This is a genomic window from Mycobacterium europaeum (genome assembly GCF_034555895.2).
GTDB classification, from domain to species: domain Bacteria; phylum Actinomycetota; class Actinomycetes; order Mycobacteriales; family Mycobacteriaceae; genus Mycobacterium; species Mycobacterium europaeum.
Window position 1 is genome coordinate 3,923,623 of sequence record NZ_CP157315.1, and the last position, 25,313, is coordinate 3,948,935.

Sequence of the window (25,313 nt, forward strand, 5' to 3'; positions counted from 1 at the left end):
ATGCGCTGGGCCAACGCGATGCTCAACGAGCTGTCACCGCAGGTGTTGATGACCTGAACGGCGAACGCGGTGGCCGCTGCCCGCCGCCACCGCGTTCCCTTCGCCTCCTCGCGGCCAGTGTGACACGTGCGCGACGAGGCGTCACTTCACTACGTCGACGCGGCGGAACCGCTCCCGATACGCCGGCCAATCCCAGGTCGACAAGAAATCCTGCGCCGCCGCATACCCCCTGTCGTAGAGCTCTTCCAGGCGGCCCCGGGAGATGCCGAAGTCGAGCACGCTCACGTCGGTGGAGGCGACGCCGATGGTGCGGCACTTCACCCACGGCAGGCTCAGCTGGGCCTGATCGTGGCCGACCATCATGGTGGTGAAGAGGCTTTGCAGCAGGGCGGATTGTTTGAGGAAGCGCAGCGGGCGCAGGGCGGGGAACACCTGGTCGATGCCCTCGGCGAGCTTGGGCATCACCGTGATGCCGAACGTGGGCCAGCGCGGCGGCTTGCCGTCGGTGCGGTCCAGCGAGTCGATCGGGAAGTTCGACAGGACGCCCCCGTCGACCAGGCAGGAGCTGAGCCCCATGGTGTTGGTCAGCGCGACCGGAGGGTAGAAGAACGGGATCGCCATCGAGGCCCGGACCGCGTCGGCAACGGGCTGCTCGTCGGGATCGAGCCCATAGAGCCGGCGATAGTCCCAGGGCAGTCGTACCAGCTGCGCCGCGGTGACGTCGGCGACGGTGACCGCCACCCGGTAGCGCCGTTCCGGTGGGAGCTCGTCGTCGTCCATGGCCAGATCACCGAACGTGACCACCCCCAGGTTCTTCAGCTCGCTGCGAATCCAGTCGTGGGCGAAGTCGCCGCGGTACATGGCGGTGTCGTGCACCAGCCCCCACGCGGAGCCGACGACGGGCAACGGCCCCGCGTCGCGCCATTTGCGCAACGGCACCGACAGCGCGAGCTCCTTGACCTGACCGCTGGTCAGTTGATCGCCGTTGGACGCGGCCGCCGAGATCACCGCGACCACCGACCCCGCCGAAACGCCCGACACCCGATACGCCGTGTAGCCGGCATCCATCAGCCCGCCGACGGCGCCGACCAGGCCGATGAACTTCACGCCGCCGCCGGAAAGGACCAGGTCTACCGGCTTCTTCTCGGCCGCCATCTCAGTCGTTCGCCGAAACCCATTGATAGGGAAGGAATTTGCCATCCAGAGTCACCACGACGCGATCGCCCGACGGGTGTGGTTTCTTCTGGAGGTCGACACTGAAGTTGATCGCGCTCATGATGCCGTCGCCGAACTGTTCGTGGATCAGCTCCTTGATGGCGCCGCCGTAGACCTGCAGGGCCTCGTAGAAGCGATAGATGGTGGGATCGGTCGGCACCGCGGTGGGCAGCCCGCCACGCATGGGGGCCGCCGCCAGCACGGGCACCACGGATTCGTCCAGGCCCAGCTTCTCGACGAGGATGCGGGCCAGCTCGGCGGGAATGGGGTGCTGGCCGAGCAGTGCCGAGGTGGTCCACAGCACCGGCCGGTCGATGGCTTCGGCCAGCTGCTGCCACGTCAGGCCAAGCCTCAGTCGGGCCAGGACGATCTGCTCGGTGATCTCATGTCTGTTCATGGCCCCAAGTCTGCACGGACGGGGTCGGCCGCGCCGCGCCGGAACCTTGAGGCGCCGCGGGGGTCGTCACCACCGGCCGTGGTGGACGACCTCGGAGAAGGGGCGCCGATTCGGGGTGCGGATCGGGGCGAGCGGACGGTCTGCGGGATAGCCGACGCCGAGCAGGAAGGCCACCAGCCGGTCCTCGGGAACGCCGAGGATGGCCCGCGCCTTCTGCTGGTCGCCCACCGACGAATGCCCGGTCCCTATCCCCAGGTCGGTGGCCGCGATCATCATCGCCATCGTGGCCTGCCCGACGTCGTAGTTGTCGGTGACCACCCGGCGTTCGTCGGGCGGCACGGGCACGACGATCGCGATCGCCGCGGCGGCGCCGGCGATGTGCCCGGCGCCCTGCCAGACGGTCGACAGCTCGTGCAGCTGAGCCCTGTCGGTGACGATCACGAAGTCCCACGGCTGCCGGTTCTTCGCCGACGGCGCCCGCCACCCGGCCTCGGCGATGCGGTTCAGGTCGTCTTCGGAAACCGGGTCCGGCTTGTACTGCCGGACGTTGCGCCGGGCGCGGATCGCGTCCCAAGCCTCCATGCGTGCCCTCCTCAGCTCCAGCTCATTCCCCAGCCGACTCCGGGTAAACGGGGGTAACGTCGGCGGAATTCCCCGGATATGCGCGCTGAAAGTTTGATTCCGGCCCATTCGGGAAGCCGTGGTGAACCAGCTGCGCCCCCCTTTCGTGTCCAGCTGAATGGCCCCGATTCAGAAAGGCGCGTAGCCGGCATGGCAGAGAACCTGACGCCGCACTTCGAGGACGTCCAGGCGCACTACGACCTGTCCGACGACTTCTTCCGGCTGTTCCTCGACCCCACCATGACCTACAGCTGCGCGTACTTCGACCGCATGCGCGACATCCCGCTCGAAGAGGCGCAGCTGCGCAAGATGGACCTGGCGCTGGGAAAGCTGGGCCTGCGGCCCGGGATGACGCTGTTGGACGTCGGCTGCGGGTGGGGCGGCACGATGCGCCGCGCGCTGGAGAAGTACGACGTGGACGTCGTCGGGCTGACGTTGTCCGAGCACCAGGCCGCGCACGTGCAGAAGATGTTCGACGCGATGACCACCCCGCACAGCCGGCGGGTGCTGCTGCAGGGCTGGGAGCAATTCGACGAGCCCGTCGACCGGATCGTCTCCATCGGCGCGTTCGAGCACTTCGGGTACGACCGCTACGACGATTTCTTCCAGATGGCCTACCGGGTCCTGCCCGACGACGGGGTGATGCTGCTGCACACCATCACCATGCTGACCCCGGAGCAGATCACCGCCCGCGGCCTGCCGATGACCGAGAAGCAGGCCGGCTTCAACGACTTCATCGCCCGCGAGATCTTCCCGGGTGGTCAGTTGCCGCCGATCGAGATGGTGGAGTTCCACGCGTCGAAGATGGGATTCAACCTGGCCCGCAGGCAGTCGCTGCAGCTGCACTACGCCCGCACGCTCGACCTGTGGGCCGCGGCGCTCGAGGCGCACCACAGCGAGGCCGTCGCGATCCAGTCCGAAGAGGTCTACCAGCGGTACATGAGGTATCTGACCGGGTGCGCCGACGCATTCCGGGACGGCTACATCGACATCAACCAGTTCACGCTGGCCAAGTAGGGACGGGGCTCACCGGCCCTACGACTCGACAAGGCGGCGCAGGTTTTTCAGGCTCTCGTCGAGTGAGCGGCCGACCCAGAAGGCCGCCACCCGGTCCGCGATCAGGCCCAGCAGGCCGCCCTCGGAGCTGTAGGCGAGCCGGAACGTCACGCGGGTTCGGCCGGGCCCGGCGTCGCGCAGGCGGAACCGCCCGCGCTGCGTCACGCCGGTGATGTTGATCCAGGCCAGGTCCCGCGCGGAATCGAACTCCACGACCTCGGCGACGCCGCCGACCGGGATCGAGCCGATCTTCCACAGCACCGTGTAGCGGGCGCCCACCCGCACCGGACCTTCCGTCAGCGTCTCCCAGCGCTCCAGGTGCGGGAGGAACGACGGGTAGCGATCCGGGTCGCTGAGCACCGTCCACACGGTGTCGCGGTCGGCGTCGACGACGATCCGGCGTTCGACGCGCATCAGCCGATCACCGGGAATCGGCGTTGCGCGGCAAGCCGGTCCACGCCGGCCTGCAGGCTGGCGATCACCTGGTCGTACACCGCCTGGTCGTCGTCGCCCACGGTGATCGGCTCCTGCACCTCGATGACGATCTTGGCGGGCAGCGGGATGTGCCCCAGCAGGTCGCCGACGTTGAGCCCCCACGGCGGCGCCAGCGAGATGGGCACGCTCTTGAGCCGGAGCACCTTGTCGAGCAGCAGCAGTTTGGCCAGCCACTGCGCGCGGCCGAGGAAGAGCGCGGTCTCCTGCCCGCCGACGCTGGCCACCGGGACGATCGGCACGCCGGTCTCGCGCGCGAGCCGCACGAACCCTTGGCGGCCACCGAAATCGACGACGTGCCGCTGCCAGGACGGGCGGAAGACCTCGTAGTCGCCGCCCGGGTAGACCAGTACCGCGGCGCCGGATTCCAAAGCGAGCCGGGCGTTTTCGGGGCTGGCCGCCACGGTGCCGAACTTGCGCAGCCAGCGCAGCGGCGGGTACAGGGTGACCAGGTTGTGCGCCAGCTGGTAGAACGGGCGCTCCACACCGAAGTAGGAGCAGAACGCCAGGGTGAACACGAAGGTGTCGGGCGGGACGTTGCCGCCGCTGTGGTTGCCGACCAGCAGCACCGGCCCGTGCGGGGGGATGCGGTCGAGTCCGCGGACGTCGGCCCGGAAATAGAGCGAGGCCACCAGCCAGGTGGCCGGTAACTGGTCCCGGATGAAGTCGGGGTCGCGCTGGTCGAGGTCCGCCTTGGGCACCCGGTCGGCGATCTGCCTGCCCACCCACCCGATGGCATCCGCGACTGTCGCCATGGTGTCAGCCTGGCACAGCGGAGCCCTCCGGTGGAGGGGCTTTCGTCGCCCGGTGTCGGTGCGGGGGTCTATCGTTGCACCGCAATGGCGCTTCATCTCCACCGTGCCGAACGCACCGATGTCCTTGCCGACGCTCTCGGGGCCCTGCTGGCCAATCCGCAAACCGACCCGTTCGCCCAAGAGTTGGTGCTGGTTCCCGCGCGCGGCGTGGAACGTTGGCTCAGTCAACGGTTGTCACACGTGCTCGGCCGTTCCCGGGGCGGCGACGGCGTGTGCGCGGGGGTGGCGTTTCGCAGTCCCGGCTCGCTGATCGCCGAGATCACCGGCGCCGCCGACGCCGATCCGTGGTCGCCGGACGCCCTCGCCTGGCCGCTGCTGGAGGCGATCGACGGCGCCCTGGACGAGCCCTGGTGCCGAACGCTGGCAACGCATTTGGGCCACTTCGACACGGGGCCCGAGGCGGAACTGCGCCGCGCCAGGCGCTATTCGGTGGCGCGGCGGCTGGCCGGATTGTTCGCCTCGTACGCAAGCCAGCGTCCGCAGTTGCTGGCCGACTGGCTGGGCGGTGCACCGGGCGACCTCGACCCCGACCTGGCCTGGCAGCCGGAACTGTGGCGCGCGGTGGCCGCCCTCGTCCCGGCCGATCCCCCACACATCCGCCATCGGCACACGATCGCCCGGCTGCGGGAAGGCCCGGCCGACCTGCCCGCGCGGTTGTCGCTGTTCGGCCACACCCGGCTGTCGCGGACCGATGTGGAACTCCTCGAGGCGGTGTCGGACCACCACGACCTGCACCTGTGGCTGCCGCACCCCAGCGACCGGTTGTGGCGCGGGCTGACCGGTGTTCATGGCGTGGTGCGGCGTCGCGACGACGACAGCCGGCGCGCGGCCCACCACCCGCTGCTGGAGACCCTCGCCCGCGACGTCCGCGAACTGCAACGCACCCTGCCGGTCCAACCGGCGACGGATGAGTTCATCTGCGCCACAACAGCATCCGACACCCTGCTGGGCTGGCTGCAGTCCGACATCGCCGCCAACGCGGTCCGGCCGGCGGGCCGCACACCGTCGCCCACCGACCGCTCGGTGCAGGTGCACAGCTGCCACGGCGCGGGCCGGCAGGTCGGCGTGCTGCGCGAGGTGCTGCTCGGGCTGCTCGAAGACGACCCGACGCTGGAGCCCCGCGACATCGTCGTGATGTGCCCCGACATCGAGACGTACGCCCCGTTGATCGTCGCCGCTTTCGGGCTGGGCGACCTGGCCGGAGAAGGCCACCCCGCGCACCGGCTGCGGGTGCGCCTGGCCGACCGGTCCCCCGCCCAGACCAACCCGCTGCTCGCGGTGGCCGGGCAGTTACTGGGCATCGCGGGGGGCCGCGCCACGGCCACCGAGGTGCTGAACCTGGCGCAGGCCCCGCCGGTGCGGGCCCGCTTCGGGTTCACCGACGACAACCTCGACTCGATGACGGCGTGGGTGCGGGAATCGGGCGTCCGGTGGGGCTTCGACAAGGAACAGCGGGCGCCCTACGGCCTGGACCACATCCTGCACAACACCTGGCGTTTCGGGCTCGACCGCATCCTCACCGGCGTCGCGATGTCCGAAGACTCGCGGGCCTGGCTGAACACCGCGCTGCCGCTGGACGACGTGGGCAGCAACAAGGTCGAATTGGCCGGGCGATTGGCCGAATACGTCTCCCGGTTGCAGGGCGCGGTCGAGTCGCTGGCCGGACCGCGGCCCCTGACCGAGTGGATCGACGCGCTCACCGGCGGGGTCGCCGCCCTCACCCGGGTGGGCGCCGGCGACGCGTGGCAAACCGGGCAGCTCCGCCATGAGTTCGCAAAAGTGTTGGAGCAGGCCGGCTCCCGCGACTCGACCATGATGCGCCTGCCCGACGTGCGAGCGCTGCTGGCCGGTCGCCTGGCCGGGCGGCCGACGCGCGCGAACTTCCGCACCGGCACGTTGACCGTCTGCACCATGGTGCCCATGCGTTCCGTTCCCCACCGGGTGGTGTGCCTGGTCGGACTTGACGACGGCGTCTTCCCCCGCTTCAACCGGCCCGACGGCGACGACGCGCTGGCACGGGCACCGATGACCGGCGAGCGCGACATTCGTTCGGAGGACAGACAGTTGCTGCTGGACGCGGTATGCGCGGCCACCGAGACCCTGGTGATCACCTACACCGGCAACGACGAGCACACCGGCCATCCGCGGCCGCCGGCGGTGCCGCTGTCCGAGCTGCTCGACGCGCTGGACCAGACGACGACCGAGCGCGTGCGCGAGCGCGTCGTCGTGCATCATCCGTTGCAGCCGTTCGACATTCGCAACGTCACCCCGGGCGAGCTCGTCCCGGGCCGGCCGTTCACCTTCGACCCCACCGCTCTGGTGGCCGCCGAGGCCGCCGCCGGCGACCGGCACGCCGGCCGCCCGTTCTTCGCCGACCCGCTGCCCGAGCCACCGCGCGACGACGTCGCCCTGGCCGATCTGCTCACCTTCTTCCGGGACCCGGTGAAGGGCTTCTTCCGCGCGCTGGACTACGCGCTGCCCTGGGAAGTCGAGGACCTCGATGACGAGATGCCGGTCCAGATCGACAGTTTGGCGGAGTGGACCGTCGGCGATCGCATGCTTCGCGACATGCTGCGGGGTATGCACCCGGACACCGCCGCCAACGCAGAGTGGCGACGGGGCACGCTGCCGCCCGGCCGCCTGGGGATGCGCAAGGCCGTGGAGATCCGCGACCAGGCCGCCGATTTGGCGCGCACGGCGTTGCGGCACCGCCAGGCCGACGCCGACGCCTACGACGTCGACGTGGACCTCGGCGCCGGGCGGCGGCTCACCGGCACCGTGACACCCGTCTTCGCCGAGCGCACGGTGTCGGTCACCTATTCCAAGTTGGGTGGCAAACACCTGATGGAGTCGTGGATTCCGCTGCTGGCCTCGAGCACCGCCATGCCGGGCCGCGGCTGGACGGCGCTGTGCATCGGTCGCGCCAGAACCGATCACCGCATCGAACAGCGGCTGCTGGGACCGCCGGCGGATCCCGGTGAGACGATCCGCGACCTGGTGCGCCTGTACGACGCGGGCCGCCGAGAGCCGCTGCCGCTGCCGGTACGAACGTCGTTCGCCTGGGCCGACGCCCGCCACGGCGGCAGGGACCCGGTGCGGGCGGCCGGCTGGCGCTGGCAGTCACAGAACAACTTCCACGGCGAGGACGCCGAGCCCGCGCACGAAAAGGTCTGGGGCAAACGGGCGCCGCTCAGCGTCTTGCTCGGCGCGCCGCATCTCGGCGAGGAGGTCGCCGGGGAGGACTCCCGCCTCGGCGCGCTGGCAGCGCGGCTGTGGTTGCCGCTGCTTCGCTCGGAGGTGCGTTGATGGATCGGTTCGACCTGCTCGGCCCGCTGCCCGGGCCCGGACGCACGACGGTGCTCGAGGCCAGCGCCGGCACCGGAAAGACTTTCGCGCTGGCCGGTCTGGTCACCCGCTACCTCGCCGAGGGCGTGGCCACCCTCGACGAGATGCTGCTGATCACGTTCAGTCGCGCCGCCAGCCGTGAGCTGCGCGAACGGGTCCGCGCGCAGGTCTCGCAAACCGTTGCCGCGCTGTGCGATCCGACGGCCGACGCCCCGAACGAGCTGGTGGCCCACCTGATGCGCGGCAGCGCCGCCGACCGCGACCAGCGCTGCCGCAGGCTTCGGGACGCGCTGGCGGGGTTCGACGCCGCCACCATCGCCACCACCCACGAGTTCTGCAGCATGGTGCTCAAATCCCTCGGCGTCGCCGGTGACACCGACGCCGGGGTGACGCTGGTCGAGAGCCTCGAGGACCTGCTCACCCAGATCGTCGACGACCTCTACCTCGCCCGGTTCGCATCGGAGCGCGACGACGCCGCGCTCAGTCACCCCGACGCGCTGGCGCTGGCCCGCGCGGTGGTCCGCGACCCGTGCGCCGAACTGCGGCCGCAACGGCCCGACGCGGATTCCGTTGCCGCGGTGCGGCTTCGCTTCGCCAACGATGTGCTCGACGAGCTGGAGCTGCGCAAGCACCGGCTCGCCGTCCTAGGTTACGACGACCTGCTGCGCAGGCTCGCCACCGCGCTGCGCGCGCAGGATTCCGATGCCGCCAACCGGATGCGGGCCCGCTGGCCGATCGTCATGGTCGACGAGTTCCAGGACACCGATCCCATTCAATGGGAGGTCATCGGGCGCGCGTTCGGCGGTCACTCCACCGTGGTGCTCATCGGCGATCCCAAGCAGGCCATCTACGGCTTCCGCGGCGGCGACATCTACACCTACCTCGAGGCCGCCCGCACGGCCGGCGAGCGGCGCACGCTGGACGTCAATTGGCGCAGCGACACCGCGTTGGTCGAGCGTCTGCAGACCGTGCTGCGCGGTGCGGCGCTGGGCGATCCGGGCATCGTCGTGGGCGCGGTGGAAACCCGCCTCGTCGGGCACCGGCTGGCCGGCGCGCCGCGCAACGCGCCGTTTCGACTGCGGCTGGTCAACCGGTCCCTGTTCGGTGTCGACCAGTCGAGAACCATTCCGATGTCGGAGCTTCGCCGCTTCATCACCGCCGACCTGGCCGCCGACATCGGCGCCCTGCGGGCCGCCGGCGCCACGTTCGACGGTGTCCCGGTCGAGCCGGGTCACGTGGCGGTGATCGTGGAGAAGGGTGAGGATGCCCGGGCGTGCCAGAGCGCCCTGATCCAGGCCGGGATTCCCGCCGTCTACACCGGCGACGCGGATGTGTTCCTGTCCCAGGCCGCCGAGGATTGGCTGTGCCTGCTCAACGCGTTCGATCAGACCCACCGCAGCGGGATGGTGCGGGCCGCCGCGGCGACGGTGTTCTTCGGCAAGCTGGCCGACGCGTTGGCCGCCGGGGGCGACAAGCTCACCGACGAGGTGGCCGCCACCTTGCGGGACTGGTCCGGCCAGCTGCGCGAGCGCGGGCCGGCGGCGGTGTTCGAGGCGGCGCAGTTGGCCGGGATGGGCCGGCGCGTGCTCGCGGAGCAGGGCGGCGAGCGCACGATGACCGACCTCGCCCACATCGCCCAACTGCTGCACGACGTTTCGCACCGGGAGCGGCTGGCCCTGCCGGCCCTGCGCGATTGGCTCCGCCGGCAATGCGCCGAGCGCAGCAGCTCGTCCGGGGGTGCCCCGGAACGCAATCGCCGCATCGACAGCGACTCCGCCGCGGTACAGGTCATGACCGTGTGGGGGGCCAAGGGCCTGCAGTTCCCGATCGTGTACCTGCCGTTCGCGTTCAACCGGCACGTCTTCATCGACGACATCCCGATGTTTCACGACGACGCCGGTGTCCGCTGCCTGCACATCGGCGGCCCGCAGAGTCCGGACCTGGCCGAGACCGAGCGGTTCAGCCGGGCCGAGGCGGCGCGCAACGACATCCGGCTGACCTATGTCGCGCTGACCCGGGCACAGTCGCAGGTGGTGGCCTGGTGGGCGCCGTCCTGGGACGAACCCAACGGCGGGTTGTCGCGGCTGATGCGGGGCCGGCGCCTCGGCGAGGCCGTGGTGCCCGACCGCTGCGAGCCGAAGACGATCTCCGACGAGCAAGCGCGGGCCTGCTTCGGTGCCTGGGAGGCCGCGGGCGGCCCGGTGATCGAGGAGGCCGCCGTCGCCGCCGTGCCCGTGCCCGCCGGGACGGCGCCGCCGAACAACCTGGCGGTGAGGCACTTTCACCGTGTCATCGACACCACCTGGCGGCGCACGTCGTACTCGGCGCTGATCCGCGACGTCGATCAGCCCGCCTTCGGTAGCGAACCGGAGGCCGGCGCTCGCGACGACGAGGTCGAGGTGACCCCGGCGGCGATCCCGCCGGCCGTCGGCGCGGACGTCCCCTCCCCGATGGCCGACCTGCCGGCGGGTGCGACGTTCGGGTCGTTGGTGCATGCCGTGCTGGAGAGCGCCGACCCGCTCGCCCCGGACCTAGCGGCCGAGCTGGAAGCGCAGATCCGGACGCATTCGGCATGGTGGCCGGTCGACGCCGATCCCGCGGTGCTGGCCTCGGCGCTGGTGCCGATGCACGACACGGTGCTGGGGCCCTTGGCCCCCGGTGTCACCTTGCGGCAGATCGCGCTCCCGGATCGACTGCGCGAGTTGGCCTTCGAGATCCCCCTGGCGGGCGGCGACATCCGTGGGGAAGTGACCGACATCCGGCTCTCCGACGTCGGCGATCTGCTGGGCCGATACCTTCCCCCGGACGATCCCCTGGCCGGTTACGCCGACCGGTTGAGGTCCGACGGGCTGGGCCGCCAGCCGCTGCGCGGTTACCTCTCCGGGTCGATCGACGCCGTGCTGCGGTTGCCGGGGCAGCGCTACCTCGTTGTCGACTACAAGACCAATCTGCTGGGTGACACCGCGGCCGACTACAGTTTCGGATCGCTGACCGAGGCGATGTTGCACTCCGACTATCCGCTGCAGGCGCTGCTGTATCTGGTTGTGCTCCACCGCTTCCTGCGGTGGCGCCAGTCCGGTTACGACCCCGGGCGGCACCTGGGCGGAGTGCTGTACCTGTTCGTGCGTGGCATGTGCGGCGCCGCCACACCCGCGCCGGGCGGCCAGCCCTGCGGGGTGTTCAGCTGGGGCCCGCCGGCCGAGCTGGCGGTCGCGCTGTCCGATCTGCTCGACGACGGGCCGCGCGCCGCATGAGCACCGCCGAGGAAATTCCCCAGGATCGATACGATCACCGAATCGCGCTGGCCGCCGGCGGCCCGCTCGGCGAATTCAACCGCGCCGGGGTGCTGGATGCCGCGGATGTGCATGCGGCCCAACGGATCACGGCGCTGGCCGGCGAGTCGGACGACGCGGTGGCGCTGGCGCTCGCGCTGCTGGTTCGTGCGCTGCGGGGCGGGGCGGTGTGCGTCGACCTGGCGACCGTCGCCGCCGACGCCGACGCACCGGAGTTGCCGTGGCCGGAGCCGGTGTCGTGGCTGACGTCGGTGCGTTCGAGCCGCCTGAGCGCCGACCCCCCGGTGCTTCGGCTGTACCAGGATCGCCTGCTGTACATCGACCGGTACTGGCGCGAGGAGACCCAGGTCTGCGTCGACCTGCTGGCGCTGTCGGCGCCCGGGGCGTCCGTCGAAGCGGGCATCCTCGATCGACTCTTCCCGGCCGGCTACGAGGAACAGCGGGCGGCGGCCCAGATCGTGCTGTCGCAAGCGGTTACGGTGCTCACCGGCGGTCCGGGCACCGGGAAGACGACGACCGTCGCCCGGCTGCTCGCGCTGTTGACCGAACAGGCGGACCGGTCGGGCAGGCCGGGGCTGCGGATCGCGATGGCCGCGCCGACCGGCAAGGCGGCCGCGCGGCTGACCGAAGCGGTGGCGGCGGAGGTCGCCCGGCTCGAGCCCCCCGACCGCCGGCGCCTGGCCGGGCTGGAGGCGGTGACATTGCACCGGCTGCTCGGCAGCCGGCCCGACACGTCGGTGCGGTTTCGTCACCACCGGGCCAACCGGTTGCCGCACGACGTCATCGTCGTCGACGAGACATCGATGGTGTCGCTGACGATGATGGCGCGGCTGCTCGAGGCGGTGCGCACGGACGCACGACTGATCCTGGTCGGCGATCCCGATCAACTGGCGTCGGTGGAGGCCGGAGCGGTGCTGGCGGACCTGGTCGACGGCCTGTCCGCCCGCGACGACAGCCGCGTCGCCGCGCTGCTCTCCTCGCACCGGTTCGGCGAGTCGATCGGTGCGCTCGCCGACGCGATCCGCAGCGGCGACGCCGACCGGGCGATCGCGGTATTGCGGGCCGGCGGCGATCACATCGACTGGGTGGACGACGAGGACCCAACGGATCGCCTGCGCGCGATCCTGGTGCCGCACGCCCTTCGCGTGCGGGAGGCCGCCGTGTTGGGCGCCGAGGCGGCGGCGTTGCAGGCCCTCGACGGGCACCGGCTGCTGTGCGCGCACCGCCACGGACCCTCCGGGGTGGAGCACTGGAACCGCCAGGTCCATCGATGGCTGACCGAGGACAGCGGCCTGCCGGTGTGGTCCCAGTGGTACGCGGGCCGGCCGCTGCTGGTGACCGCCAACGACTACGGGCTGCGGGTGTACAACGGCGATACCGGTGTGGTCGTCGCCCGCCAAGAGGGGCTGCGGGCGGTCATCGCCGGTGCCGCCGGGCGGCTGGAGTTCGCGACCAGCCGGCTCTCCGACGTCGAGACCATGTACGCGATGACCATCCACAAGAGCCAGGGCAGCCAGGCCGACGAGGTCACCGTGCTGCTCCCGCCGCAAGGCTCTCGCCTGCTGACCCGTGAACTGTTCTACACGGCGGTGACGCGCGCCAAAACCAAGGTGCGCGTGGCCGGTTCGGAGAGCGCGATACGGGCCGCCATCGGCCGCCGCGCGGTGCGCGCGAGCGGCCTGCGACAACGCCTCAAGTCCGGTGCCGGGCTGGGCTGACGCCGCCGTCATGCCGGTACGGAAGAATCGTGATCGACATGACTGACGACGACGGCGCGATCGAGCCATCCCGCCGGCCCCACATCCTGCGGCTGGCGGTGTTCGCCGCTTTCCTGCTCGCAATGTTCTTCCTGGTCGCCGTCGCACACGTCATCGACGTCGAGGACGTGCGGCGCACCGTCTCGGCGACCGGTTCCGCCGCGCCCGCGACCTACGTCGTGGTGTCGGCCGCGCTGGGCGCGGTGTTCGTGCCGGGCTCGATACTGGCCGCGGGCAGCGGGCTGTTGTTCGGCCCGGTCCTGGGCATCGCCGTGACGCTGGGCGCGACGGTCGGCACCGCCGTCGTGGCCAGCCTCGTTGGCCGTCGGGCCGGGCGGAACAGCGCGCGGGCGCTGTTGGGGCCGGCGCGCGCCGACCGCATCGATGCGGTGATCGAACGCCGCGGACTGTGGGCGGTTGTCGGGCAGCGCTTCGTCCCGGGCCTGTCGGACGCGCTGGCCTCCTACGCGTTCGGGGCGTTCGGAGTCCCGTTGTGGCAGATGGCCGTTGGCTCCTTCATCGGTTCGGTGCCGCGGGCGTTCGCCTACACCGCGCTGGGGGCGTCGATCGCGAATCGGTCGTCCTGGCTGGCGTATTCGGCCATCGCGGTGTGGTGCCTGACCGCCGCCGTCGGTGCGGTCGCCGCGCGGCGCGGGTACCGGAAGTGGCGCACGCACGGCCGTCGCGCGCCTTCGGAAGCCGAGGGCCGCTAGTTGTCCGGCCGCTGCGCGGCCACGAACAGGTTTCCCGGCACGGCGTCCTCGACCTCCTTGGGCGCCGCTCGGTCGTAGCCGGCCATCAGCTCGGCGGACGCGGTCACCGTCACGTCCCAGCCGTGGCGGCGGAACCACTCGCCGACGTCCTCGCGCTCCTCGAAGTACCACAGCTCGTCGGTCCTGGGCACCTCCCGGTCGGGGTCCACCCGCGCCATCAGCGCGCGCACCCGGTCCATCCGCTCACGGCGCTTCGCGCGGAACTCCGGGTCGAGAAACTTCGGTCCCAGCGCCTCCACCGCGACCCGGCTGCCGGGCGCGGTGAGCTGGTGCACGCGGTCGAACAGCAACTCCTGGGCGGCGGCGGGCAGATACGGCATCAGCCCCTCCGCCGACCACACGCTGGGCAGCGAAGGGTCAAAACCGGCCTGCCGCAACGCCGCCGGCCAATCGTGGCGCAGGTCCACGGGAACGGCGACGCGGTGGCACGCCGGCTGCGCCCCGTGCTGGGCCAGCGTCGACAACTTGAAGTCCAGCACCCGGGGCTGGTCCAGCTCGTAGACCGTCGTGCCGTCCGGCCAGGGCAACCGCCACGCGCGCGCGTCCAGGCCCGCCGCCAAGATCACCGCCTGCCGGATGCCCGCGCCCGTCGCGGCGAGGAAGAATTCGTCGAAAAAGGCTGTGCGGCAGGCCATGTAGCCGACCATCGCCCGCATCTGCAGCGGCAACTCCGGTTCGGCCTCGACGAGTTCGTCCGGCAGCTGCGGCGCCGAGTGCCAGTTCCACACCCCGTCACCGGCGGCGTCCAGGAAGACCTGCGCGAACGGATCGCGGATCAACGGATTCTCGCTTCGCGTTTCCGCGGCGCGCGCCGACGCCACGCCCAGCGCGGTCGCCCCGACGCTCTCGGTGATCTCCCAGCTGTCGTTGTCGGTTCTGCCCACGGCACGCCCTCCGTTCGCTAGCTCGCCTACCTAACCGACCCTACGCGCGCGCCGGGCGGGTGCGAGCTGTCGCGCGGCGGGCATCGGCGTTAAGTTGTCGGCGAGCCGGCGAGCGGGTCGAGCAGCGGCGCCGAACGGATCCGAAGGATCATTACCACATGCGAGTCGACGGGCGCGAGGTGAGCGTTTCCGGCAGCTTGCTGCAGCCGCTGACCCGGCGCACCAACGACATCCTGCGGCTGGCGGCGAGCGTGACCTTCCTCGCGGTGGTGATCACGAGTTCGCTGATCACCCGGCCGCAGTGGGAGGCGCTGGAGAAGTCGATCTCGCAGATCGTCGGGGTGCTCTCCCCCCGCCAGTCCGATCTGGTGTACCTCGCGTACGGGGTGGCGATCCTGGCCCTGCCGTTCATGATCCTGATCGGCCTGATCGTCGGCCGGCAATGGAAACTGCTCGGGGCCTACGCGGCCGCCGCACTGCTGGCGGCGCTGCCGCTCTCGGTGGGCGGCAACGGGTTTTCGGCTCCCCGCTGGCACTTCGACCTCTCCGAACGCCTGCAGACCGTGTTGGGCCAGTTCCTCGACGATCCGCGCTGGATCGGCATGCTGGCGGCGGTGCTGACCGTCTCCGGTCCGTGGCTGCCCGCGCGCTGGCGGCATTGGTGGTGGGCGCTGCTGCTGGCCTTCGTGCCGATCCACCTCGTGGTCAGTGCGATCGTGCCCGCCCGCGCGCTGCTGGGGCTGGCGGTCGGCTGGCTGGTCGGCTCGCTGGTGGTGCTCGTGGTCGGCACCCCGGCGCTGGAGGTGCCCCTGGAGTCCGCCGTGCGCGCGATGGCCAGGCGTGGGTTCGTCGTCTCGCGGCTCACCGTGGTGCGGCCGGCCGGGCGGGGCCCGCTGGTCCTTTCGGCGGCCTGCGGGCGGCCCGAGCGCTCGGCGTTCGTCGAGTTGTACGGGCCGCACCAACGCAGCGGTGGCACGCTGCGCCAGCTGTGGATCAAGCTGCGGCTGCGCGATGCCGAGACCGCGCCCCTGGTGACCTCCATGCGCCGCGCCGTCGAGCACCGCGCGCTGATGACGATCGCCATCGGGGAGGTGCATCTGGCCAACACCTCGACGATCGCCGTCGCCACCCTCGACCGGGGCTGGATTCTCTATTCGCACCAGCCACCTCACGGCGTGCCCCTGGCCCGGTGCGCGCAGTCCACGCCGGTTGACCGAGTGTGGCAGGCGCTGCGGACCCTCAACGACCAGCAGATCGCGCACGGGGACCTGCGCGGCAACGAGATCACCGTCGACGACGACGCCGTGCTCTTCGGCGGCTTCCACAGCGCCGAATACGGCGCCACCGAAGCCCAGCTGCAATCAGATATCGCCCAGCTGCTGGTGACCACCGCCGCCCTGTACGACCCGAAATCGGCGGTGGCCGCCGCGATCGACGCGTTCGACCGGGACACCATCCTGACCGCGTCGCGCCGCCTGACGAAAGTGGCCGTGCCCCGGGCCATTCGGAAGTCGGTACCGGATGCGGGCACGGTCATCTCCGCCGCCCGCGCGGAGGTGAAGCGTCAGACCGGCGCCGACCAGATCAAACCCGAGACCATCACCCGGTTCACCCGCAGCCAGCTCATTCAGCTGGTGCTGTTCGGGGCGCTCGTCTACGTCGCGTATCCCTTCATCAGCACCGCGCCCACGTTCGTGTCCCAGCTGCGGAGCGCAAACTGGTGGTGGGCACTGCTGGGCCTGGCGGTGTCGGCGCTGACCTACGTCGGGGCGGCCGCCGCGCTGTGGGCGTCCGCGGACGAGACGGTGAGCTTCTGGAAGCTGTCGGTCGCGCAGGTGGCCAACACCTTCGCCGCCACGACGACGCCTGCCGGGGTCGGCGGGTTGGCGCTCAGCACGAGGTACCTGCAAAAGGGCGGCGGGCTGTCCGCCATGCGGGCCACCACGGCGGTGGCCCTGCAGCAATCGGTGCAAGTGATCATGCACCTGGTGTTGCTGATCCTGTTCAGCACGGTTGCGGGCGCGTCGATGAACCTCTCGCACTTCGTCCCCACCGCCACGGTCCTGTACCTGATCGCGGGTGTGGCCCTCGGGATTGTCGGCACCTTCTTATTCGTGCCCAAGCTGCGCCGCTGGCTGGCGACGGACGTGCGCCCCAAACTCAAGGAGGTGGCAACCGACCTCGTCGAGGTGGCCCGAGAGCCCCAGCGACTGGGGCTGATCATACTCGGTTGCGCCGGAACGACTCTGGGTGCCGCCCTGGCGCTGTGGACCAGCGTCGAGGCGTTCGGTGGCGGCGCTTCGTTCGTCACCGTCACCGTGGTCACCATGGTCGGCGGGACGCTGGCCTCCGCCGCGCCGACCCCCGGGGGCGTCGGCGCCGTCGAAGCGGCGTTGATCGGTGGGCTCGCCGCCTTCGGCGTGCCGCCGGCGACCGGCCTGCCGTCGGTGCTGTTGTACCGGGTGCTCACCTGCTGGCTGCCCGTGTTCGCCGGCTGGCCGGTGATGCGGTGGCTGACCAGGAACGAGATGATCTGAGGTCCGCCACGGGATCACTCGGACGGGGATTGCACCACCACGAGAACGGTTGACGTGCGGGCGCTTTGGCCGACGGTAGAGGTCAAGAACGCCAGGTAGTACTCGTCGGACACCGATCGCGCCACCGTGATGGGGACGTCAATGCTCGCCGATCCGTCGGGGGAGAACTGGCCGGTCGAGGGCGTCACGGTGATACCGCCGTCCGAGGCGGTGCCGGTGACCGTGTAATCGCCGGCATCACCGATCATCCGCTGAGCGTCGAGCCTAACCGTGCCCGTGCTGCCCGGGGCGATGGTGACGATGGGGCTGGGGACGTTGACCGTCACCGCCGAACTACCGGCGCCGAACGAGGGCGGGGCGGAGGATTCGCTTGTGCCCCAACTCCGGTCCGGATAGGCGGCGAGCGTGAAGCTCAGTTCCCCGCCGGTGCGGACGAACGACTCCGGCAGCCACGTGTGATCGGTGGGCTGCCCGTCGACGCGCAGCCCGCTGACGTAGTTGAGGTGACGCGGCCCGGACGCGCCGGGCGCCGAGATCCGGATCGTCTTGCCGCCGGGAAGCGCGATCACGATCCGGTCGAACAGCGGTGCGGCCACGGTGAGGATCGGCGTTCCGGGAGTACTCGGATACAGTCCCAGGGCCGCCCAGACGTACCAGCTGGCCATCGCGCCCAGATCGTCGTTGCCCGGTTCCCCGTCGGCCGTCGGGCCGAACAGCCCGCGCACCCGATCGACCGTGCGCTGCGTCTTCCACGGTTGACCGATGTAGTTGTACAGCCATGGCACCCCGAAACCGGGTTCGTTACCGGCCCACAGGTAGGGCTCGTTGGGACCCACGTTGAGCTTCCGGGTGAAGCCGTCGAGCCGTCCGGCGACCGCATCGCGCCCGCCCAGCGCGGTCACCAGGCCGGCCACGTTGTGCGGCACCCACCAGACGTACTGCGCGGCATTGCCCTCGTCGAACCCGACCTGGCCGAAATCCGAGGGCGAGACCACGAATGCGGGGCCGGCGCGGAAAAAGCTGGTCCAGTTGCGGGGCGAGATGTACCCGGTGCTCGGGTTGAACAGGTTCTGCCAGTACTGCGACCGGCCCTGGAATTCGGCGGCGGTCGCGGTGTCGCCGAGCGAATCGGCGAACCGGGAGATGGCGAAGTCGTCGACCGACCATTCGAGCGTGATCGACGCGGCGGCGATCCACCCGTCGGTGCGGAACTCGAAGGAGAACGGCGCGTAGCCGAATTCCAGGTACGTCTCGATCCCCGGCCGTTCGACGTAACCGCCCAGTCCGACACCGCCTTTCGTCGCCGCGTTCACCATGTAGCGCAGGGCCGTCCGGGTGTCGAAATCCTCGGCGCCGAAGGCATGGAGGTTCACGATGAGCGGTACCACGTTGTCGCCGCTCATCTCCGCGGTCGCGGCGTTGGCCAGCGCCCAACGCGGCAGCGCTCCGCTCTGCTCGGCGTCGTTCACCAGCGACTGGGCCATATCGCTCGCCCGGTCGGGAAAAAGGAGCGCCTGCAAAGGCGCCAGACATCGGTAGGTGTCCCAGTCGGAGAAGTTGGCGTACTGGGTGTGCCCCGCGGCCACGGTGTGCACGGCGCCGTCGAACCCGATGTAGCGCCCGTCCGCGTCGTTGAAGGTGTTGGGGTGCAACAACGACCGATACAGGGCGGTGTAGAAGGTTTCCAGGTCGTGGGCGTTGCGGCCGGCGACCGAGATGCGCGACAGCGTGGCGTTCCACGACTTCGAGGCGGCGTCGCGCACGTCGTTGAAGCTCGCCGCGCCCTCGGCCGCCAGGTTCGCCCGCGCCCCCTCGATACCGACATAGGAGATCGCGGTCCGCACCTCGAGCACGGCTCCGGCCGGGAACTCGACGTATCCGCCGCTGAATGGCGAATTCGCGCCGCGGGCACCGGGATACACCGCGGTGCCGTCCCATGTCCCGTAGGAGGTGAACGGCTGGCTGAACTTCATCGCGAAATAGACGGTGTAGGTGTTGTTCTTGCCGCAGAACCCGCCGCTGGTGGCCCAGCCGGTGATCGTGGTGCCGTCCTCGCCGATCTGGATGCTCGCGCGAGAGTTGCCCGCCAGCGACGCCCCGGAGCGCACGTGCAACAGCGCGGGCCGGCCGTTGCGCGGGTAGCTGAACCGGCCGACGCCCGTGCGCGTGGTGGCGGTCAGTTCGGCCTTCACCCGCGTCCCCGGGAATCGCACCGTGTAGTAGCCGGGCACGCCCCGCTCGGTGTCGTCGTGGGCGATCCGTTCCCAGGCTTGCCAAGGCTGTGAGCCAATTGCGTTGGTGGTCGGCAGCATTGAGATGTCACCGAACGCGGCGCAGCCGACGGAGGCGTGGGTCATGCTGAAGCCGGTGGAGCGGGAATTCCCGTAGTTGTAGCCCGCGTAATTGCCGACGGTGTCCGGCGAGTACTGCACCATGCCGAACGGCACGGTGGCGCCGGGGAAGTTGTTGATCTCCCCCACGGTCTGGCCACCGGTTCCGGTGCCGATCAGCGTGGCGACGTGGTCGACCGGGTCGGTCACGAATCCGGGGTCGCCGTCGTAGGCGATGGGCGGCGCCGCGGCGACGAACGCCATGAAAATGACCGACGCCGCCAGGATCGCGACGAGGGCCCTGCGTGACCGCATACCTGTCTCTTACTGGACGAGGGTGTATTGGATGGCTGTTTTTTCGAACGAATCGGATAACGATTTGCGGCCCCACCGCGGCCGGGCTGGAAAGTCAAAAGATACCGGCAAAGCTGCGCGCCATTTCGGTTACTGTCATTTCGGCGTGGCCGACGCTGGTAACAGCCCCAATTTTCGGGAGATTGGATTATGAAACATTTGACGCTAGCAACCATTTCCGTGTCGCTCAGTTTGGCGCTCGTCGGGTGCGGCCACGACCAGAAATCCGGCAATCAGACGTCGGCCTCGACGACCACCCCCGCCTCGACGTCCGCGACGACGTCGTCGGGCACCGGCGCGGCACCGGCCGCGAAGGCCAAATACACGATCGCCGACTACGTCAAGGACAACCACATCACCGAGACGCCGATCCATCACGGTGATCCCGGGCCGAGCGTCGACCTGCCGGTGCCGCCGGGCTGGCGGCTCGACCAGAAGGCCGGCACGTCGTATGGCGGCATCGTTTCGACCCAGCCCAGCGACCCGGCCGACCCGCCCACCGTCTCGGCGCTGTTCTCCAGGCTCAGCGGTGACGTGGACCCGGCCAAGATCATCCAGTACGCCCCGGGCGAGGTGCAGAACCTGCCCGGATACGACGGCAACGGTGACGGCAGAGCGTCGACGCTCGGCGGCTTCCAGGCGTGGCAGATCGGCGGCACCTACCAGCGGGACGGCAAGACTCGGATGATCGCGCAGAAGACGGTGGTGATCCCCAGCCAGGGCGCGGTGTATGTGCTTCAGCTCAACGCCGACGGACCGGAGGCCGACCGGGGACCGTTGATGGACGTCACGAAGATCATCGACCACCAGACCACCATCACCCCCTGAGCGAGGAGCGCGACGCCGCCGCGCGGATCGCTGCGCGGTGGTGCCGAATGGCTTTACGGTAAGCGCATGGCAGAGCAGCCGTATGCGATAGACGCCGGGCACCCGCCGTCGGTGCTGCTGCGCTTGATCAACCCGATGATGGGGTTCTTGCTGCGCAGCCCGCTCGCCGGCCCCGCCCGCAAGCAACTGATGGTGCTGAGCTTCACCGGGCGCAAGACGGGCCGGCCGTTCTCACTTCCGGTCAGCGCCCACGTGATTGACGGTCAGCTGTACGCGCTGACGGGCGCTCCCTGGAAGCAGAACTTCCGCGGCGGCGCGCCCGTTGAGGTCGTCTACGACGGCAAGACCATCGCGATGCGCGGCGAGCTGATCCGTGACCGCGCCGCCGTGTCCGATCTCTTCCTGCGCTGCGCCGAGTCCTACGGCGTCCAGCGTGCCCAACGGATGATCGGACTGAAGTTCCGCGACCGACGCATACCGACGCGCGAGGAGTTCGCCGAGGCGGTCGACCGGATGCACTTGGGCGCGGTGCGCCTGGCGCCGGCCGGCTAGCGGCGCTACCCGGTGGGGTCGCCCGCGCGCAGGTGGGCGGCGAGCAGGCTCTGGTCGAATCGTGAGCGCGAGGCGATGGCCTCCTGGCCCACCTTCGGGAAGTCGTTCGCGATCTGCTCGGCGAGCACGCCCAACTTCATGTTGCGCACCTGGGACAACGACTTGAGCAGGTCGAACGCAGCCGTCTCGTCCACGCCGTAGACCAGCATCAGCATCCCTTTGGTGCGCTCGATGGCGCCCCGACGTTCGGCGATCTCGGCCACCTGCGCACTGATGGACTCCTCCCGCTTACGGCTCGACGTCGACGTGACGTCGACGTAGAAACCGTGGGTGCCGATGACCTCGCCGTTGTCGTCGCAGAATTGATCGCCCACCACGACGACGTCATGGGTGTTGCCGCGGGTGTCGACGATGCGGTGCCTGGTGCTGAACGCGCGGCGACGCGTGATCATGTCGTCGATGCCCTGGGCCACCCGGTCCCGATCGCCGGGGTGCTTGTGGGACAGCACCAGCTCGGTCGTCGGCGTCACCGTTCCCGGCTCGTAGCCGTGCATGCGATGCACCTGGTCGGACCATTCCCACCGCTGGTCCTCGAAGTAGAAGCGGAACCAACCCGCCCGCTGCGGAATACCTCCCGCGAGGGCCCGCTCGACCGCCGCCGTCTGGCCGTCTAGATCCCAGGCCACGACGCACGCTCCGGATAGGACCTCGACGACCCGCTCTCGAGCGACGCCCGCCGGATGGCGTCGCTTTCCCGCAGCCGCAGCTCCGACGCGCGGCACAGTTCGCGCGATCGGTCGACCTGCCGTCGCGCGCGTTGCACGGCGTCGGCCACCGAACGCTGCAGCGACCGGGCGACGTCGGAGGGCGTGTCCCGGGCCGTCCCGGCGCTGCGCCGTAGGGAGTCCCGCAACGCGGCCGTGCGGCGCGCCGACCGGGCGCGATGAGCCCTCTGCCGACAGGCCGACGAGCAGTAGACGGCGTCGGACCGGCCCGAGAACCCCGACCCGCACACCGCACAGGTCATCCGCCGCATATCCGTTACGTTACAGCTATCGCCGGTGGTCACGGCTAGTCCGCGGGGAATCGCGGGGCGCCGGGCGGTCACCCGAGCCGGTCGCGCAGCGTTTGTACGAGCCGGATCAATTTCGTGTAATGCGACCCGGGCCAGTAAATCCGCCCGCAATCCGCGCACCGGGCGAACTCGTCGTAATGCTCCCGCGTCAGCGGCTCCAACTGGTCGATCACCTCGTCCTTGCGCACCGGGGCCAGCGTGCCGTTGCAGCGCACGCAGCGGGTGAGCGGCGCGAGCCGCTGTCCCAGGTCCAGCCGGCGCAGCACATCGAGTGCCTGCTCCTCGGGATCGTCGGAGCGGATGAACAGGGCATGCGTGATGGCGCGGCGCTTCAGCAGGCCGCGATCGCGGGTCAGCAGGATTCGGTGCTGTGCGGCGCTGACGTCGGCCAGCGTCTCGTCGGCGGCGTCATTCGACCACCACACGTCCAACCCGAGCAGGCGCAGCAGCCACGCCAGCCGGCCGAGGTTGACGTCGACGACGAACCGCGGATCGCGCAACGGAACCGGGCGCAGCCGGGCGGTCTCCCCCACGTCGAGCGACTCGAAAGTCGGGTAGGCGGCGATGCGGTCGCCGACACTCGGGCGGTACGCGAAGTCCCTCGGGGATCCGTTGACGAGGATGAGGTCGACCTCGGTGTGCGGTATGCCCATCGCCTCCAGGACGTCTTTGACGGTCTGGTGTGGCCGGAACGTGCGGCGCACCGTCATCCCTCGCGACTCGGCCGCCAAAAAGTCGTTGAGTTCGGCGTACACCCGAACTTCGACGTAGCCGGTCGGCTCGTTCACGCGCCCGGTCCCGCGCCGGCGGCGGCGCGGGTCCGGGTGATGAGCGGTTGGCCGAAGCCGGCGGCGCCCACCGCGCGTCGCACCGCCTCGTCCACCGCGGCGGTGCGGTCCTCCGGCACCAGCGCGATCACGCAGCCCCCGAATCCACCCCCCGTCATCCGCGCGCCCAGGGCGCCCGCGCGCACCGCGGTGTCGGCGATCAGATCGATGTGGTCGGTGGTGATCTCGAAATCGTCGCGCATGGACGCATGCGAGGCGGTGAAGATCCGCCCCGCTTCGGCGAAGTCCGAAACACTTAGGGCCCCAACACAATCGATGACCCTCTGATTTTCGGTGAGCACATGCCGGGCACGGCGGCCGTCGACCGGGTCGCGCACCTCGGCCAGCACGGCGGGCCCGCGGTCCTGCAGTTCGCGCAGCGACGACGCCCCGAGGTCCGCGGCCGCCCGCTCGCATGACGCGCGGCGCGCGGCGTAGTCGCCGCCGAGGTGACTGTGGCGGGCGCGGGAGTCGATCAGCAGCAGCGCCACCCCGGCGGCGTCGGGGTCGAAGGCCACCGGCGCGACCGTGAGATCGCGAAAGTCGATCAGCAGCGCCGTCGCCGGACGGCCGAACAGCGCGGCCAGCTGGTCGAGCAGACCCGTCGGGGCACCGACGTAGTCGTTCTCGGCGCGCTGAGCCAGGCGCGCCTGCTCTTTGGCGTCGATGCGCGCGCCGGCGGCCGTCGCGATCGCGCCCAGTGCCGCGCACTCCAGCGCCGCCGACGACGACAGGCCCGACCCGATCGGCACCTCGCTGGTGATCCGCATCGCGCCGCCGGGCACCGGGTGCCCGGCCTGCCGCAGCGCCCAGATCACCCCGGCCACGTAGGCGGCCCAGCCGGCCACCCCGCCGGGAGCGGTGTCCAGCGGAATGCGCACCGTCCCGTCCGCGCGGTCGCTGGCCACGGTGATCGCGTCGCCGCGGTCGGGCGTGAACGCCACCACCGTGCGCTGCGGCAGCGCGATGGGCAGCGCGAAACCCAGGTTGTAGTCGGTATGCTCGCCGATCAGGTTGATCCGGCCGGGCGCGCCATAGCGGACCGTCATCCGAGCTGGCGCAGTCGCTCGGCGACGCTTTCGGGCGTCACATCGCTGATGAACGCGTCCATCCCGGATTCGGACCCCGCCAGGTACTTCAGCTTGGTGGCGCTGCGCCGGATCGACATCAACTCGACGTGGAAGTAGCCGTCGGCCTGGGAGTCGGTGTCGGTGTACTGGTGCAACGCCGAAATATAGGGCAGCGGTGCGGAATACATCCGGTCGAACCGCCCCAGCACGTCGAGGTAGACGCGTGCGAACGCGTCCAGTTCTTCCCCGTCGAGTTCGGTGATGTTGCGCACGGACCTGTTCGGGTAGATGTGCACCTCGACCGGCCAGCGCGCGGCGAACGGTACGAAGGCGGTGAACAGGTCGTCGCGCACCAGGATTCGGCCGCCGTCGGCGAGTTCGGCGGCCAGGAGGTCGCCGAAGAGGTTGGTGCCGTGGCGTTTTCGGTGCCGGCGGGCCCGGTCCAGCATCACGGCGGTCCGCGGCGTCAGGTAGGGATAGCCGTAGATCTGACCGTGCGGGTGGGTCAGCGTCACCCCGATCTCTTCGCCGCGGTTCTCGAAACAGAACACCTGCTCGATGCCCGGTGTGGCCATGAGCTCGGCGGTGCGGTGCCGCCACGCCTCGATGACCAGCCGGGCGTGGGCGGGCTCCAGTCCCGCGAAGGAGCCGGTGTGGTCGCTGGAAAAGCAGATGACCTCGCAGCGGCCCTGTCCCGGGGCGGACACGAACCCGTCGCCGGGGGCGGCGAGCGCCGGCCCGGTGCCCGACAGGCTGGGGAACCGGTTCTCGAACACGACGACGTCGTAGTCGGGGGCGGGCACCTCGCTGGTCAGCCCGGTCGGGCCCGGGCACAGCGGGCACTGGCCGGCCGGCGGCTTGTAGGTGCGATCTTGGCGCAGGGCGGCGACGATCACCCACTGCCCCGTTGTCTGGTCGAACCGCAGCTCGGTGTGCTGCCCGGCGCGCGCCGGCAGCGGCCGGCGATCTTCGACCGGCGCCGGGCGGTGGCCGGGCAGCGCGAAGAACAGCAGGTCACGGCCGTCAGCCAGCTTCGCCCGCGTCGGCGCTGTCACGATCTCGAAGACTAGCTTGGCCGCCGCGGCGCCGTTC

20 protein-coding genes are annotated in these 25,313 nt (G+C 70.4%); 8 read left to right on the forward strand and 12 right to left on the reverse strand.

The window, feature by feature from the left end; translation table 11 throughout:
• Window positions 1–141: 141 nt before the first annotated feature.
• From U8D42_RS18050 to U8D42_RS18060, 3 genes are all read right to left on the reverse strand, one after another.
• Complete coding sequence (locus U8D42_RS18050; protein ID WP_322858736.1) at window positions 142–1,155, reverse strand: patatin-like phospholipase family protein; 1,014 nt, start codon at window positions 1,153–1,155, stop codon at window positions 142–144.
• Between the two features lies 1 nt (window position 1,156).
• Window positions 1,157–1,612, reverse strand: a complete 456-nt coding sequence (cynS, locus tag U8D42_RS18055; RefSeq protein WP_322858735.1) for a cyanase — start codon at window positions 1,610–1,612, stop codon at window positions 1,157–1,159.
• A gap of 66 nt (window positions 1,613–1,678) precedes the next feature.
• Window positions 1,679–2,194 carry a nitroreductase family protein gene (locus U8D42_RS18060; RefSeq protein WP_322858734.1) on the reverse strand — a complete coding sequence of 172 codons (516 nt, stop codon included), beginning with the start codon at window positions 2,192–2,194 and terminating at the stop codon, window positions 1,679–1,681.
• A gap of 189 nt (window positions 2,195–2,383) precedes the next feature.
• On the opposite strand from U8D42_RS18060, the gene U8D42_RS18065 reads away from it, so the two are divergent.
• Complete coding sequence (locus tag U8D42_RS18065) at window positions 2,384–3,250, forward strand: cyclopropane mycolic acid synthase family methyltransferase (RefSeq protein WP_322858733.1); 867 nt, start codon at window positions 2,384–2,386, stop codon at window positions 3,248–3,250.
• Window positions 3,251–3,268: 18 nt separating this feature from the next.
• On the opposite strand, the gene U8D42_RS18070 is transcribed toward U8D42_RS18065, so the two are convergent.
• Window positions 3,269–3,703 (reverse strand): SRPBCC family protein, encoded by a 435-nt coding sequence (locus tag U8D42_RS18070; RefSeq protein WP_085240568.1) that lies wholly within the window; start codon window positions 3,701–3,703, stop codon window positions 3,269–3,271.
• Window positions 3,703–4,536 (reverse strand): lysophospholipid acyltransferase family protein, encoded by an 834-nt coding sequence (locus tag U8D42_RS18075; protein WP_085240569.1) that lies wholly within the window; start codon window positions 4,534–4,536, stop codon window positions 3,703–3,705. Before U8D42_RS18075 ends, U8D42_RS18070 begins: the two co-directional genes overlap by 1 nt.
• An 84-nt stretch (window positions 4,537–4,620) precedes the next feature.
• On the opposite strand from U8D42_RS18075, the gene recC reads away from it, so the two are divergent.
• The 4 genes from recC to U8D42_RS18095 are packed head-to-tail and all read left to right on the forward strand — an operon-like array spanning window position 4,621 to window position 13,704.
• Entirely contained in the window at window positions 4,621–7,902 is a 3,282-nt protein-coding gene (gene recC / locus U8D42_RS18080) for an exodeoxyribonuclease V subunit gamma (RefSeq protein WP_322858732.1), read from the forward strand.
• A complete protein-coding gene (locus U8D42_RS18085) occupies window positions 7,902–11,195 on the forward strand; it encodes a UvrD-helicase domain-containing protein (RefSeq protein ID WP_322858731.1) in 3,294 nt (1,097 codons plus the stop codon). Before recC ends, U8D42_RS18085 begins: the two co-directional genes overlap by 1 nt.
• On the forward strand, window positions 11,192–12,952 hold the full coding sequence (gene recD, locus U8D42_RS18090; RefSeq protein ID WP_322858730.1) for an exodeoxyribonuclease V subunit alpha: 1,761 nt from the start codon (window positions 11,192–11,194) through the stop codon (window positions 12,950–12,952). Before U8D42_RS18085 ends, recD begins: the two co-directional genes overlap by 4 nt.
• Before the next feature lie 38 nt (window positions 12,953–12,990).
• Window positions 12,991–13,704 (forward strand): TVP38/TMEM64 family protein, encoded by a 714-nt coding sequence (locus U8D42_RS18095; protein ID WP_322858729.1) that lies wholly within the window; start codon window positions 12,991–12,993, stop codon window positions 13,702–13,704.
• On the opposite strand, the gene U8D42_RS18100 is transcribed toward U8D42_RS18095, so the two are convergent.
• On the reverse strand, window positions 13,701–14,648 hold the full coding sequence (locus U8D42_RS18100) for a class I SAM-dependent methyltransferase (protein WP_322858728.1): 948 nt from the start codon (window positions 14,646–14,648) through the stop codon (window positions 13,701–13,703). The two genes, U8D42_RS18095 and U8D42_RS18100, sit on opposite strands and share 4 nt — an antisense overlap.
• 158 nt (window positions 14,649–14,806) lie before the next feature.
• Between U8D42_RS18100 and U8D42_RS18105 the strand changes: the two genes are divergently transcribed.
• Window positions 14,807–17,185, forward strand: a complete 2,379-nt coding sequence (locus U8D42_RS18105; RefSeq protein WP_322858727.1) for a lysylphosphatidylglycerol synthase transmembrane domain-containing protein — start codon at window positions 14,807–14,809, stop codon at window positions 17,183–17,185.
• Window positions 17,186–17,199: 14 nt separating this feature from the next.
• Here U8D42_RS18105 and U8D42_RS18110 read toward each other — a convergent pair whose 3' ends face one another.
• The gene (locus tag U8D42_RS18110; protein ID WP_322858726.1) at window positions 17,200–19,830 is read right to left on the reverse strand and encodes a GH92 family glycosyl hydrolase; all 2,631 of its coding nucleotides are present in this window, start codon (window positions 19,828–19,830) and stop codon (window positions 17,200–17,202) included.
• 189 nt (window positions 19,831–20,019) lie between these two features.
• Between U8D42_RS18110 and U8D42_RS18115 the strand changes: the two genes are divergently transcribed.
• Together U8D42_RS18115 and U8D42_RS18120 are read left to right on the forward strand one after the other, a co-directional pair.
• On the forward strand, window positions 20,020–20,697 hold the full coding sequence (locus U8D42_RS18115; RefSeq protein ID WP_322858725.1) for an LpqN/LpqT family lipoprotein: 678 nt from the start codon (window positions 20,020–20,022) through the stop codon (window positions 20,695–20,697).
• Window positions 20,698–20,763: 66 nt separating this feature from the next.
• A complete protein-coding gene (locus tag U8D42_RS18120) occupies window positions 20,764–21,249 on the forward strand; it encodes a hypothetical protein (protein ID WP_090420486.1) in 486 nt (161 codons plus the stop codon).
• A 5-nt stretch (window positions 21,250–21,254) separates the two neighbouring features.
• On the opposite strand, the gene U8D42_RS18125 is transcribed toward U8D42_RS18120, so the two are convergent.
• From U8D42_RS18125 to galT, 5 genes are all read right to left on the reverse strand, one after another.
• Window positions 21,255–21,935: a PAS and ANTAR domain-containing protein gene (locus U8D42_RS18125; protein ID WP_322858724.1), complete on the reverse strand. Its 681-nt coding sequence runs from the start codon at window positions 21,933–21,935 to the stop codon at window positions 21,255–21,257.
• Window positions 21,920–22,285, reverse strand: a complete 366-nt coding sequence (locus U8D42_RS18130; protein ID WP_322858723.1) for a hypothetical protein — start codon at window positions 22,283–22,285, stop codon at window positions 21,920–21,922. The genes U8D42_RS18125 and U8D42_RS18130 overlap by 16 nt, the downstream gene beginning before the upstream one ends.
• 68 nt (window positions 22,286–22,353) lie before the next feature.
• Complete coding sequence (locus U8D42_RS18135; RefSeq protein WP_322858722.1) at window positions 22,354–23,112, reverse strand: Mut7-C RNAse domain-containing protein; 759 nt, start codon at window positions 23,110–23,112, stop codon at window positions 22,354–22,356.
• The gene (locus U8D42_RS18140) at window positions 23,109–24,200 is read right to left on the reverse strand and encodes a galactokinase (protein ID WP_322858721.1); all 1,092 of its coding nucleotides are present in this window, start codon (window positions 24,198–24,200) and stop codon (window positions 23,109–23,111) included. The genes U8D42_RS18135 and U8D42_RS18140 overlap by 4 nt, the downstream gene beginning before the upstream one ends.
• The gene (galT, locus tag U8D42_RS18145) at window positions 24,197–25,276 is read right to left on the reverse strand and encodes a galactose-1-phosphate uridylyltransferase (protein ID WP_431523787.1); all 1,080 of its coding nucleotides are present in this window, start codon (window positions 25,274–25,276) and stop codon (window positions 24,197–24,199) included. Before galT ends, U8D42_RS18140 begins: the two co-directional genes overlap by 4 nt.
• Window positions 25,277–25,313 lie beyond the last annotated feature (37 nt).